Source organism: Kitasatospora sp. NPDC029312, assembly GCF_055569215.1.
Genome location: NZ_JBVHXY010000036.1, coordinates 68,895 through 81,818, shown reverse-complemented (window position 1 = coordinate 81,818; position 12,924 = coordinate 68,895). Strand labels below are relative to the sequence as shown.

Here is a 12,924-nt window from a genome sequence, read left to right as displayed (position 1 = left end):
CATGTTGACCGAGTCGACCGCGCAGCGCGACCAGTCCAGCTCACCGCGGCTGCCGAGTTCGTCCAGGAGGACCCGGTGGAGCTTGGCCCACACCCTCGCCTTGCTCCACTCGGTGAAGCGCCGGTGGGCCGTCGGCCCGGAGGGCCCGAAGCACGGTGGCAGCTGGGCCCAGGTGCACCCCGATGTCGCGACGAACACGATCGCCGCCAGCACCTCGCGGTCCCCGTACCGCCGCCGACCGCCTCCCTGTGGACGCGTCGGCGCGTCCGGCACCACCAACTGGAACAGCTCCCACAACTCGTCCGGCACCAGCCGCTCCACGATCATCACCCGCGAAGCCTACCCAGCGATCCAAATGAGATGTCTTCTAAGCACTTGATCTTGGCCGTCTAGCACACATAGTCGGCTCGCCAGAGGCGTTCGGCGGAAGATCCCCGTTCGCTCGCTGTGGCTGGTTACGTCCGCGATACGCCCGTGGAATTTCTGACTGATGAGCAGGCCACCGCGTTCGGATCGTTCGCGGATGAGCCGACGAGACCTGAGCTGGAGCGGTTCTTCTTCCTCGATGACGAGGACCGGAAGCTGATCGCGAAGCGGCGTGGTGACCACAACCGCCTGGGCTTCGCCCTCCAGATGTGCACGGTGAGGTACATCGGGCTGTTCCTGGAGGGCCCCCTGGCTGTGCCGTGGCCGGTGGTGGAGCACCTGGCCGCGCAGCTGGAGATCGAGGACGCTTCTCAGATCAAGCGGTACACCGAGCGGCAGATGACGGCGTACGAGCACGCGTGGGAGATACGTGAGGCGTACGGCTATCACCTGTACGAGGACCACGCCCAGGGCCGGAAGTTCCGGGCGTTCCTGCACGGCCGGGCGTGGACGGCGCACGCCGAGGGGCCGAAGGCCCTGTTCGATCATTCGGTCGGCTGGCTGCGCCGTAACCGGGTGCTGCTGCCGGGGGTGAGCGTGCTGGCCCGGCAGGTCGCCGAGGTCCGCAGGATCGCGGAAGAGCGGCTGCACGCCACGGTCGCCAAGGAGGTCCGGCGGGCGGATGCTGCGCTGCCGGGGGATCTGGTGGCGACGCTGAAGACGCCGGAGGGCAAGCGGTATTCGGAGCTGGAGCGGATGCGCCGGCCGCCGACGCGGACCACGGGCACGGCGATGAAGGGCGCGTTGCAGCGGGTCGAGGACATCGCCGCCTTCCGTCTGGGGCGGGCGAAGCTGGACAAGATCCCGCCGAACCGGCTGTCCGCGCTGGCCCGCTACGGGCTGGGCACCAAGGCGGCGAAGCTGGAGCGGTCTGCGGAGCCCAAGCGCACGGCGATGCTCACCGCGGTGATGCGCCATCTGGAGGCGAAGGCGATCGACGACGCGCTGGACCTGTTCGAGATCCTGATGGCGACGCGGTTGATCAGTGCCGCGAAGCGGTCCACAGACAAGCAGCGCCTGTCGGCGCTACCGCAGCTGGAACAGGCATCGCGGCTGGTGGCGAGGGCGGCGACGGTGTTCATCGAGGAGCTGGAGCTCATCGAGCAGACCGGCTGCGATGTGGACGTGGCGGCGCTATGGGCGGTGCTGGAGGAGGTCGCGCCGCGGGCGGCCCTGTCGAGCGCGGCCGTCACCGTGGTGAGTCTGGTGCCGGAGGGTGACGACACGGCCGAGGCCGCGCTGCGGGGCGCGTTGGCGCTGCGCTACAACACGGTCAAGCCGTTCCTGTCCTTGCTGGGTGAGTCGAAGGCGCTGGACGCCGCGCCTGCCGGCAGGCGGATTCTCGCGGGGGTCCAGCGGCTCCCGGCGCTGTCGCGCAGGAAGGTGGGCGAGAAGCCTCTGCTGCCGCGTGAGGTCGACGAGAAGCTGGTTCCGTCGCACTGGCGCAAGGCGGTGTATGCGAACGCGGATCTGCCGCAGGGGGCGGTGGACCGTGACGCGTACGTGGTGTGCGTGCTGGAGCAGCTTTTCGGGGATCTGCGGCGCCGCGACGTCTTCGCCTTGCCCTCGCACCGCTGGGCCGACCCGCGGGCCCGCCTGCTGGCGGGCAAGGGATGGGAGGCGGTGCGCGAGGACGTCCTGGCGGGCCTGAGCCTGGACGAGGACGCGGAGTGGCACCTGCGGGAACTGATAGCGGTCCTGGACGCGACGTGGAGGCAGATGGCTGAGCGGCTGGAGGAGGCCGGCGCGGACGCGAAGATCAGTATCGAGGTGCAGCCCAACGGCCGGGCGAAGCTGAACGTGGAGAAGCTCCACGCGCTCGGTGAGCCGGAGTCGCTGAAGTGGCTGCGCGAGCGGGTCGAGAAGATGCTCCCGAAGATCGACCTGCCGGACCTCTTGTTCGAGGTGCACGGCTGGACGGGGTTCCTGGACGCCTTCGTGCACCTGGGCGACGGCAAGACCCGCATGAAGGACCTGACGACGTCGATGGTCGCGCTGCTGGTCTCGGAGGCGTGCAACATCGGCATGACGCCGGTCATCAACCCGGGCTACGAGGCCCTGGCCCGCTCCCGGCTGGTCCACGTCGACCAGTACTATCTGCGGGCCGACACCATCGCCGCGGCGAACGCCGCCCTGATCGAGGCCCAGGCCCGGGTGCCGATCGTGCAGTTCTGGGGCAAGGGCCTGCTCGCCTCAGTCGACGGCCTGCGCTTCGTCGTCCCCACCAGGACCATCAACGCCGCGCCCTCGCCGAAGTACTTCGCGAAGAAGAAGGGCATCACCTGGCTGAACGCGATCAATGACCAGGTAATCGGCATCGGGCAGATGGTGGTGCCCGGCACCCCGCGTGACTCCCTGTTCATCCTGGACGCGCTGCTGAACCTGGACGGCGGGGTGAAGCCGGAGATGGTCGCCACCGACAACGCTTCCTATGTTGTTACCTGGACACCTCACTCCCCGTTAGCCCGGAAGAGCGGCCGGGCAGGCCGTCAGACGGGGTCGTTTCGGAGGTTCCTGTGCGTGTCCTGCACCAGCGTCGAGACGATGGATCGCACCTGGTTGAGCTGCTCGACGACGCGGGCGAGCCGATCGAGGTCGTCTCCGGCTTCCTGCGGTTCCTGGCCGCGCGGGACTGCTCGCCGAACACGCTCGTCTCTTACGCCTACGACCTGCGACACCTGTGGCGGTTCTTCGGCGGGCGCCGCCTGACCTGGGACGAGTTCGCCCCGCCGCACGCGATCCCGCTGCTGGAGTACCTGCGATCGGTGCCCTCCCGCCGGCCGCGGCACCGCATGGTGCTCACCGTCGCCACGGTCACCCCGGACGGGCCGGCCACCAAGCTCGCGGCGACCACCGTGAACCGGATCCTGGCTGCGGTGTCCTCCTTCTACGAGTACGTGATCCTCGCCGGGCTGCTGGATCGGGCCAACCCGATCGAGAAGCGGCCGGACCCCGCCCTGCAGCGGGTCTCCGAGCGGCACCAGCCGTTCATGGGGCGGGCCAGCCGGCAGCGGCCGGTGCGCCGCGCGGTCCGGGTCAAGACCGTCCAGCAGTTGCCCCGCCCGCTGGACGAGGCCCAGGTCAGGGCCCTGCTCGGCGAGCTGCGGTCTGTGCGCGACCAGGCCTTGGTCCTGCTGATGCTCCAGGGCGGCCTGCGTCCCGGTGAGGTCCTCGGTCTGCATCTGGAGGACATCGCCTACGGCCGGCGGCGGGTGGTGATCCGCCACCGCGATGACCACCCGAAGGGCGCGCGGTCGAAGTCGCGCTACGAGCGGGTGGTGGACCTGCACGAGCCCGAGGCTCTGGCTGCGGTCAGCGCCTACGTGATGGGCAACCGGCCCACCGACGCGGAAACGCCGTTGGTGTTCCTGATCGGCGGCCGCGGCGCGCGCAGGTTGGAGCCGCTCGGCTACGACGGCCTGGTGCGGATGTTCTCCCGCGCCTGCACCCGGGCTGGGATCCGGGAGCCCTGGGTGACCCCGCACGCTCTGCGGCACACTCACGCCACGCGCATGTGGGAGGGCGGAATGCGGGAGCTGACGCTGCAGAAGCGACTCGGACATGCCTCTCCGGAGTCGACTCGTATCTATACCCGGGTCTCCGATCCGGCCGTGGTGGCCGAGTACAACCGTGCTCTCGGCGGGCACAACTCGGTTGCCGGGGAGGTGAAGTGAGGGCCCGGGCCGTCTCCACGGCGACCATGCTGGCCAGCCCCGGATCCATTCCGCACCAGCGCCGAAGCCGACGGCACTGCCCGGAGGAAGAGTGGCGCGCCCACGTCCAGAGTCACGACGGCAACCGCCAGTACCAGCTGATGAAGCTGTGGTTCCGTCGGCAATTCGTCGAGCTCTGGCCCACGCTGTCCGGCTGGTTCGGCGCCCCGCTGGTCGAGCGGGTCGGCCGCTTGCACGGCGAGTCGTACCACCGCCCGTCCTACCCGGTGTCCTTCCGGGCCCGCACCTACCTGGTCTACCTCGGACTGCGTGGCTACGCGACGTTCGACTACCCGTGGCTGTTCGCCCCCGGGCAGCTCGCGATCATCGAGCCGGCCGCCGCGCTCGGCATCGACCTCGGTGCCAAGCGGCTCGTTGCCGACGCCATCAGCCTGGGCTTCAACCCGAACTCGGCCCGTCAGGCGATGCACTGGTCGGTCAGCCGCATCGCCCTGCACACCGGCCTCTTCGACGTCACCGCGATCACCGAGGACCACATCGCCGAGGCCCTGCAGGCGATCCGGTACTTCGCCGACCACCCGGACCTTGAGCGGTTCTACCCGTCCCGGCAGCGCTACCTGGAGGGCGCCGCCAAGAATTGGATCACCCACCTCCACCAGTTGCAGGTCGTGCTCTACCACCGCGGTCAGGTCGCGACCGAGCCGCGCAAGCTGATGCCGTCCTGGAAGCCGCCGCTGGTCCTGCCCCCACAGATGCAGGCCGTCGCGGAGAGGTGGCTCGCCGCCCGGCGGCTGACCGACCGCCCGTCGACCGTGGACAAGCTGGAGCTCGCGATCCGCCGCTTCGGGGACTGGCTCGGCGAACACCATCCCGAGATCGACTCGTTCGCCGACGTGACCCGCGACCACTGCCTGGGCTGGCTCCAGCACATCGCCGAGACACCGACCGAGCAGACCGGCAAGCCGCTCGGCGTCGTCTCCCGGATCCAGCGGGCCTCCGGTCTGGGCCAGTTCTTCCGGGACACCGCCGCCTGGCAGTGGGACGGCGTCCCCGGTCACAGCCTCATCGGTCCCGGCGACTCGCCGACGTCACCGATCAAGGTCCCGCGGTTCATCCCCGACAACGAACTGGACCGGTTGATGCCGGTGGTCGAGCAGATCGCCTGTCCCTTCCAGCGCGCCGCGCTGCTGGTAGCCCGCTGGTCCGGCGCCCGCCGGGACGAGATCCGCCGACTGCCCATCGACTGTCTGGACCGTTACCCAGACGGCACCGCCCGGCTGCGGCTGCCCGCCCGCAAGACCTACAAGGAACGCGTCGTCCCCCTGCACGCAGATGCCGCCGCCGCCCTGCAGAAGGTCATCGACCTGCGCAAGAACGGACCGGAGCGGCCCTTCACTGACGAGCTGACCGGGCAGCCGGTGCGCTACCTGTTCATGCAGCACGGCAAGCTGCTGTCGACCTTCTACCTGTTCGACACCCCGATCCAGGCGGCCTGCAAGGCCGTCGGCCTGGTCCAGCCCGGCGGTCGCGGAGGTGCCGGCCGCGGCACCGTCACCGCCCACCGGTTCCGGCACACCGTCGGCACCCAGCTCGCTGAGCGCGGCGCCAAGCTCCACACGATCATGAAGGTCCTCGGGCATTCCAGCGTGTCCATGGCACTCGTCTATGCGCAGATCAGCGACCAGGAGGTCCTCCGCGACTACAAGGCCGTCCTCGAATCCGGCGCCAGCATCGCCGGCCCCGCCGCCGAAGAGCTGAAGTCCGGTGCTCTGCCCGAGGCTGCCGTCGACTGGCTGAAGACGAACTTCTTCAAGACCGAACTCGAACTCGGCCACTGCCTGCGGCTCCCGGCCGAAGGCCCCTGCGAGTGCGACCTCTACCTGACCTGCGCGAAGTTCGTCACCACACCCGCCTACGCGCCGCGGCTTCGGGCGAGACGCCAGGTCGAGCATGCCCTTGCGGCCGACGCCGCCAATCATGGCTGGGCCCGCGAGGTCGAACGCCACCACTGCACCGCGGGCCGCATCGAGAAGCTGCTGACCGACCTCGGCCAGCCACACGACGACCCGACCGACACCCTGGAGAAGGAGGATCACGGCTGATCAGCGAGTCGGGAAGGAAGCCAAAGCAAGGTCCCACTGGTCAGCTGCGTGAAGGAGCGCAGACTTATCCACCCGCACCTCCACGACGTACTGGTAGATGTCCGCCCCGTCATCGCCCTGCTGCCATGGGGGTGCCGCCTCCAAGGACAGGTGAACGCGAATCACCGCCCCACTATCGCTTCGATCGGCGAGGCTAACGGCCAGGACCGGCTCAACGAACCACGTGTCCGGATCCAACCAGCCTTCGGCATCAGGTCCGGTCACAGCCACCGTCCCCGCGGCCACCGCGCGCAACCAAGCGGACACCTCACGGGCTTCACCGGTCAGCAGACACGGATCGGCAAAGGACCAGCTGCCCTCGGGAGTCGTCACCGCCCCACCGACGACCAGCCAGTTGTCGTCGTATGAGTTACCCCGAACCTCGGGGAACTGATACCGCAGCAGACTGAGCTCGACACTGCTCGCATGATCACTCAAAAGCACCGCCACAGGATGTCACGGGTTCTCCCGAGCTCCAGCGCGAGGGTGAGCGCCCCTAAATGTGCACCCCCAGCGTCCAGCCGCCCACCCGAGCCGTCACCGGCCAGCTGAGACGGACTGGCCGCATTCGACCAACTCTCGACGCTCTGAAAGACACGAGGTGATCAACTTGAACTGTCCACATAAACTCCGACATGGTGTTCGGCATCTTCAAGATGCTCGGCTACCGCTTCTCCCCGCGCTTCAAGGATCTGGAGGACCAGCGGTTCTGGAAGGCGGCGATGCCCGGCACCGAGGCGGCGGGCGGCTACGGGCCGCTGGAGGCCATCGCCCGCAACAAGGTGAACGTGAAGAAGGTCATCACGCACTGGCCGGACATGCTGCGGGTGGCCGGCTCCCTGGTCACCAACCAGGTGCGGGCGTATGACCTGCTGAGGATGTTCGGCCGTGAGGGCCACCCGACTCCGCTGGGGCAGGCGTTCGCCGAGTACGGGCGGATCGCCAAGACCCTGCACCTGCTCGCCGTCGTAGACCCCATGGATGACACCTACCGGCGCCAGATGCACAAGCAGCTCACCGTCCAGGAGTCCCGCCACAAGCTGGCCCGCGAGATCTGCCACGGCAAGAAGGGCACCATCCACCAGGCGTACCGGGACGGGATGGAAGATCAGTTGGGCTCGCTGGGCCTCGTCTTGAATGCGGTCGTTCTGTGGACGACGAGGTACATCGACGCCGCCGTCGCCCAGCTCCGCGCCGAGGGCCACGAGATCCGCGACGAGGACGTGGCGCGGCTGTCCCCGCTCAAGCACAAGAATCTGAACGTCCTGGGCCGCTACAGTTTCACCGCCTCCCAGCCGGCCGACGGCCTGCGCCCGCTGCGCGACCCGGACGCCGTCGACCTCGACGATGATGACGACGGCCACGACGAGTGAGCCCCGCTGGCCGCTCTGGAGTTCGCCCCCACCCCTGGCCGGGTGACGGACCCGGCCCGGTTCCATGGTGTGCGCTGGGGGGTCAGGCCGCGGATTGCTGCCTGACCCCCCGTACGCCCACCCTCAGAACCCTGGACTCACCCAGTGCGCCATGACTCCGGTGCGTCCGGTGCCGTTGCTGAAGACGGAGGCGCTGCCGACGCGCCCGTGGCGGTAGGCATGGAGCTCCACTCGGTCCTTGGCGGCGAAGGTGTGCAGGAGCGTCTGCCCGCCGGGGGCCTGGAATGCCCCCCCCGCTCACGTTAATGCCGATCACTGATTCACTGCCGCCGATGAGCGCGCCGTTCTTGAACAATGCTGTGTGGATGAACAGGGCGCTGCTCCCGCTCACAGCCGGGCTTGGGGAACATCGGTACAGCGGTTGGCGCTGAGAACGATCTTGCGCAGTGAGCAGTCGGCGGGTGGTTGCTCCGTTCGCTACAGACCGTGGAGCTTTGGCCGAAGGGCCCCGCGAAGCAGACCACTCGTGCTAGGAGACAAAGTGCGGTTAAAAGCGTGATTTATGCAGCACTCAACATTCCAGCCCAAGAATAGTTCCAACTTCAGCCATCGCGCAAGATGCAAACCTTGGCTCCATGTGGTCTCCTTAAAGCGAGACTTTCTCCGCCCTGCCGAGCAGAGTTCAGAAGTTACCGTAAGTCAAATCTCCGTTTCTAGCGCGCCGCCTTCAGCGATTTCAACTAGAAAGCCGGGTGGCGTAGCCCCGCGGCCAGGCTTTCCACAGTGTGGAGTGGTGACGCTGTTGACAGCGGTGACACGCTCTGCGTCGCGTACCGCATCGGTGCAGTTCAGAATCTCCGCGAGAGGAGCCGCTATGGCCGAGAATAGGTTTGATTCCGGCGAGGCACTGGTGGCAGCGCTGGCTGAGGGGAAGCTTCGGCCCGATCACCAGTACACTGGCATGGTCAAGGCGTCGGACAAGGACAAATGCATCGCGTTTGCTCCGGGCTCCTGCGACAGTGGATGGATAGACGTTCCCGCTGAGGTCATCGGGGAGGTCGAAGTAATCGATCAAGTGTCCTGCCGCGAGCACAGTCATCTGCTTGTTCGCATGAAATTCAAACTCGATGAGTCGAATCCCCTGCATGTGATGGCTGGCCAGCTGATCACATCCGCCAACTCGCGGCTCACCGCTATTCAGCCTGGTCATCTAGCCACGGCTAGCAGGTCGGCGACCTCGGGCCAACACGACCTGCCTTCGGCGGATTTTTATTGGGAAGAGACGACTAACTTGGGCGGATGCAGCCTAGGCGGCGCTCGCTTGACTCTCAGGGCCGACGGCAGCGCATCATGGCGAGGCGTTGTCGACTCAATCTACCACAACGATTCTTATTGTGTAACAATGTCATTCCTTAACAGTGGCGGTCGCGAGCTATTCGCCTGGCCGAGATTCTGCTCACAAACGTTGTGGCAAAGCCTACAGGTATGGACAAATGACAACCTCACTTTCCCGTCACATTTCTTCGAATCGATTGCGATTGTCAGCAGGCGTGACCATTGTTGAGAGGCGCGACGGTCCTGGGGGCGTTCGTTGTTGATCACGGAGTGAAGTCTCAGCGAGTGTTTGAGAAGTTGCTTGGGCCAGGTCTCTGGACACGGCAGTTTCGACAGCCGCTACAGCCCGGCAGGCACCGTGGCGGTGCCAGGAGCACGCTCACACCTCCCTCTTACTGCCCTATGGATCGGCGTGCTCAGTCGAATAGGAAAGCGGATGGTCATGGCAGATCTTACCTTCAACAGCCCCCTTTGCCGCATCTCGTGGACCGACGTCGTTCACGGCACTCAGCATTCGACGTTTGGCGTGGACGAAGAGGTCGAGCTGCGCTTCGGCCTCAATCTGGACCAGAGCTTCTGGTCATCGTTCCAGACCTCGGAGTTCTTCGTGCAGTTCTGCGTCTACCGGTTCGGCGCACTGACCAATCAGTTCTTCCACGACGGCGACACGCGGCAGCAGATGCCCGGCGCCCCTGCAACCCAAATATGGCTCGGCCTCGCCCTGGGACGGGCTGGACAAACACTCTTTACGGGTTCAGCGGGTTCCGGGCTGATGCAATTTCGTCCACAGATTTTCTTCCTGCGACAAAGCGCCGTCAGCAACATAAATACTGAGTTCGCAGTGGCTCCACACGACCACACATTCATGGTTGATTCGCTCAGCCCTGTCGGCGGTGGCACCGATGCAGAGTCTCTGGTAGGCGGAGTCGGCATCCCGGATGGCACCCCGATACCTTGAAATGGCAGCCGGACACCAGGAGGAGACATGAGCCTGACCATGCTGGTGCAGAACATGGACGACTGGTGCGGAACACCCGCGCCCGGTCGGCCCCCCCGCCCGCCCTGGTTGCGCGACATCCTCACTGCGGTGGTGTTGGCTGAGATGTCGGCCAACATGAGCGGTGCTGACGAGGGCCGCTCCCTATACCTCGCCGCCGCTCGCCTCTACGAGACCGCAGCCGAGAAAGTGGCTCTCAACCCGCAGCCGCTGCCCCCGTTGGAGGAGTAAAACTCCTGACAGGCGCGTCGAGACGTGGCCGGTCGTCGGCGCCGCCAGCCGCGAACCATTAGCGGAGTCTGCTATTAGCCGGTCTGATCAGGCGGGCGCAGGAGAGACAGCTTATGTGTACGCCAGAGAATTAATGCGAGGTGGATAGGGTGAGGCGCTAACTCCCCGTGCTCGCGCCACTATTCGGTGGGCGGCGTTTCCTGCTCGTCGGTCTGGTTGGTGCGCCATGAAAAGTCGCCTCGCGCGGAGCGAAGACGGGCTCGCATCGTGGTGAGAATGGGTGTACTCCTGGGGCGGTCGGAAGGAACGGCAGATAGGCTTCCTCGCACGTGAGAGGGCCCGGGCACCTCCCCAGGAACCAGAGAAGTCCGGGCCCGCGGCTGGCGGCCCGGCTGCCACCCCTGGTCGCTGCACTCCCTAGCCGATACCAGAGGCGTGGTCAGCGGGCACTGTTGCCCCGGCACAGCCCGAGGACCGTGCCGGCCAACCTCACGCCGGAGGCGGGGTCAGCCAATTTGGAAGTGGAGTGCCGCCCGGCCGTTCTCCGGGAGGCCGCTGACTCCCGATCGGGCGGCCCGTCCCTCCGCGCGTTCGAACCTCAGTCAGGCCATTCTCACAAATGACCATCTGTGCGAGTTCTGAGAACGCCTCCCGGGTGATCACGTTTCCGCAGGTCGCCGTTCGCAAAAGTCCTCTCGAAACCGACGTGTTGTGCGAGGCACTTCTGAGAGACTTCCCGGATGGATCTCACGCCCGATCAGGCCGCACTTGCGGTGGAACGAAACGACTGTCCGAAGTGTGAAGCCCCGGCGGGCAGTTCCTGCCGCACCCGAGGCGGGAAGACCGCGACGAAGTACCACACCCCCCGCTTCGTCCTCGTCCCAGCCCTCCGCGAGGAACTGGAGATCCCCGTCCCCGCCGACCGGCACCCCGGCCGCGCATGGAAGCAGCAGCCGACGCTCGCGATCGTGCCCGCGCCCCGCACGGAGCGGCCGGTGAGGATCGGGTACGCGAGGACGTCGACCGCCCGCCAGGAGCTGGCGAGCCAGCTCGAAGCCCTCCACCGCGCGGAATGCCACAAGGTCTTCAAGGAGCAAATCAGCACCCGGGTCAAGGTCCGGCCCGAGCTGGAGAAGGCGCTCGCACTGGCCCACCAGTTCAAGGAGGCCGCCCCCGATACGCCAGTGATCTTCACGGTGCATGAGCTGAAGAGGCTGGCGAGGAACGCCGCAGAGCTGATGACGCTGTCCGCCGAGCTCCAGGCCGGCGGCATCCAGCTCGAACTCCTCACCGGACCGCTCACCGGGATCTACGACCCCAACGGCATGGGCGCCATGTTCTTCGCCGTGCTCGCCGTCGCCGGGCAGATCGAGCGCAACCACATCCGCGAGAAGACCCTCGAAGGCCAGGTCATCGCCGCATCCAAGGGCAACCACGGCGGACGGCCGAAGGTCATCGACGACGACATGCTCACCTTCGCCGTCGCGCTCAAGGACAAGGGCGTCCCCGTCCCCGAGATCGCCAAGGCGCTCACCATCAAGGGCGGCAAGAACGCCGGCGCCTCCCCGTCGGTCGCCTCGCTCTACCGAGCGCTCGCCGAGGCCGAGGCCGAGGCCGCCGCGGACGATGACCTGCCGCTGCGGCCCAAGCCCGTCCGCATCCGCCGGCCCGAGGACCCGCCCCCCCGAGGAGATCGACCTGCGCGAACGGCTCCAGTCCCAGCCCCACCCGAACGCCGCAGGCCCCCGTGGATGACCTCCAGGCCGTACGCGCGCAGGAGTACGCAAGGGTGTACGACGAACTCCTCGGCGCCGCCGCCCGGCTCGACATGCTGCGGCGCCTGGAAGACGGAAGCGTCGACGCCCACGCGACCGCCGCCATGCACGCCGTCCGGTTCGCGGCCACTATCCTGTGGCCCACCGTCCCGAACACCCCGCCGCCCGGCTACCGCCACGACAGCGAATGGCTGCTCCAGCTCGCCGCGAACTGGCGCGAGGCAGCGCTCGAACTCGGCGAGTTCGCCCCACAGCGCCCCGCCCTGCGGCTCGTCAGCGAGACGACAGCGGGGGATGAGGGCTGAGGGCGGTGGCGCGTGGGCGACGGTCCAGGGGCCAAGATCACCGGCTTAGCGCTAATGGCTGTTCCGTTGGTCCCCAAGGCCGGGAGAGGCCGCTGGGCGTGGGCAAGGTGGGGGTGACGGCCGCCGAGCAGCGGGAGGGCGAGACGCTGGACCAGCGCCTGGCCCAGGAAGAGCCCGACGTCCTGCCCGACGAGGCGACGGGATCGGCGACCTGCGCTACGGGGAGGGTGAGCCGGTCGACCCGCAGGGCGCGGGCGGTCGCCGCGCCGGGCGGCTGGTGGCCCCCGACGAGGGCGCCCGGAGCGACACGGAGAAGGACCTCATCGCCTCCGACGCCGGCGTCGACGGCGGCGCCGCCGGAGCGGAAGAGACCGCGGTGCACATCGTCCCGGACGAGCAGGACGACACCACCCCGTAACGCCCGGTGCCCTCGGGGCCGCTCGGTTTCGCTCCGCCCGCCTGCGGACCCAGGCCGCGCATCAGGTGGGAGACGATCCCGGCCACGAACTCCTCGGTGACGGGGCCGCCGGGATCAGCAGCCAGCAGCAGCAGCGGGGGGGGGGGGGGGGGGAGGGGGGGGGGGGGGGGGGGGGTGGGGGGGGGGGGCCGGGCCCCCCCCCTCTCCTTTCCTGTCTTGCGCAACCATAACCCCCCCCCCCCCCCCCAC

The 12,924-nt window shown here is 67.6% G+C and carries 8 protein-coding genes and 3 pseudogenes; 9 read left to right on the top strand and 2 right to left on the bottom strand.

Annotated elements, in window-relative coordinates:
* A partial coding sequence (locus ACZ4WV_RS26300) for a transposase (protein ID WP_465750808.1) occupies positions 1-327 on the bottom strand: 327 nt, incomplete at its 3' end.
* A 120-nt stretch (positions 328-447) separates the two neighbouring features.
* Between ACZ4WV_RS26300 and ACZ4WV_RS26295 the strand changes: the two are divergent.
* From ACZ4WV_RS26295 to ACZ4WV_RS26285, 3 genes and pseudogenes are all read left to right on the top strand, one after another.
* A pseudogene (locus ACZ4WV_RS26295) lies at positions 448-2,859 on the top strand (Tn3 family transposase); the annotation flags it as partial.
* Positions 2,860-2,942: 83 nt separating this feature from the next.
* Entirely contained in the window at positions 2,943-4,100 is a 1,158-nt protein-coding gene (locus tag ACZ4WV_RS26290) for a tyrosine-type recombinase/integrase (protein ID WP_465750804.1), read from the top strand.
* Positions 4,097-6,202 (top strand): tyrosine-type recombinase/integrase, encoded by a 2,106-nt coding sequence (locus tag ACZ4WV_RS26285; RefSeq protein ID WP_465750802.1) that lies wholly within the window; start codon positions 4,097-4,099, stop codon positions 6,200-6,202. The genes ACZ4WV_RS26290 and ACZ4WV_RS26285 overlap by 4 nt, the downstream gene beginning before the upstream one ends.
* Here the strand turns inward: ACZ4WV_RS26285 and ACZ4WV_RS26280 are convergent, their stop codons facing one another.
* On the bottom strand, positions 6,203-6,685 hold the full coding sequence (locus ACZ4WV_RS26280; protein WP_465750800.1) for a WapI family immunity protein: 483 nt from the start codon (positions 6,683-6,685) through the stop codon (positions 6,203-6,205).
* A gap of 185 nt (positions 6,686-6,870) precedes the next feature.
* Here ACZ4WV_RS26280 and ACZ4WV_RS26275 point away from each other — a divergent pair.
* From ACZ4WV_RS26275 to ACZ4WV_RS26250, 6 genes and pseudogenes are all read left to right on the top strand, one after another.
* A pseudogene (locus tag ACZ4WV_RS26275) lies at positions 6,871-7,614 on the top strand (Tn3 family transposase); the annotation flags it as partial.
* An 874-nt stretch (positions 7,615-8,488) separates the two neighbouring features.
* Positions 8,489-9,178 carry a DUF6294 family protein gene (locus ACZ4WV_RS26270; RefSeq protein WP_465750798.1) on the top strand — a complete coding sequence of 230 codons (690 nt, stop codon included), beginning with the start codon at positions 8,489-8,491 and terminating at the stop codon, positions 9,176-9,178.
* A gap of 213 nt (positions 9,179-9,391) precedes the next feature.
* Entirely contained in the window at positions 9,392-9,907 is a 516-nt protein-coding gene (locus tag ACZ4WV_RS26265) for a hypothetical protein (protein WP_465750796.1), read from the top strand.
* Between the two features lie 27 nt (positions 9,908-9,934).
* A complete protein-coding gene (locus ACZ4WV_RS26260) occupies positions 9,935-10,177 on the top strand; it encodes a hypothetical protein (protein WP_465750794.1) in 243 nt (80 codons plus the stop codon).
* Positions 10,178-10,917: 740 nt separating this feature from the next.
* Positions 10,918-12,306, top strand: coding sequence for a recombinase family protein (locus ACZ4WV_RS26255; protein ID WP_465750792.1), 1,389 nt, complete (start codon positions 10,918-10,920; stop codon positions 12,304-12,306).
* A 34-nt stretch (positions 12,307-12,340) separates the two neighbouring features.
* Positions 12,341-12,675, top strand: a pseudogene (locus ACZ4WV_RS26250) (DUF5709 domain-containing protein); the annotation flags it as partial.
* Between the last annotated feature and the right edge of the window lie 249 nt (positions 12,676-12,924).

Excerpts from the sequence above, each read along its gene's own strand:
- ACZ4WV_RS26270 (WP_465750798.1), top strand. The coding sequence starts at position 8,489 with ATGGCCGAGAATAGGTTTGATTCCGGCGAGGCACTGGTGGCAGCGCTG.
- ACZ4WV_RS26265 (WP_465750796.1), top strand. The coding sequence starts at position 9,392 with ATGGCAGATCTTACCTTCAACAGCCCCCTTTGCCGCATCTCGTGGACC.
- ACZ4WV_RS26260 (WP_465750794.1), top strand. The coding sequence starts at position 9,935 with ATGAGCCTGACCATGCTGGTGCAGAACATGGACGACTGGTGCGGAACA.
- ACZ4WV_RS26255 (WP_465750792.1), top strand. The coding sequence starts at position 10,918 with ATGGATCTCACGCCCGATCAGGCCGCACTTGCGGTGGAACGAAACGAC.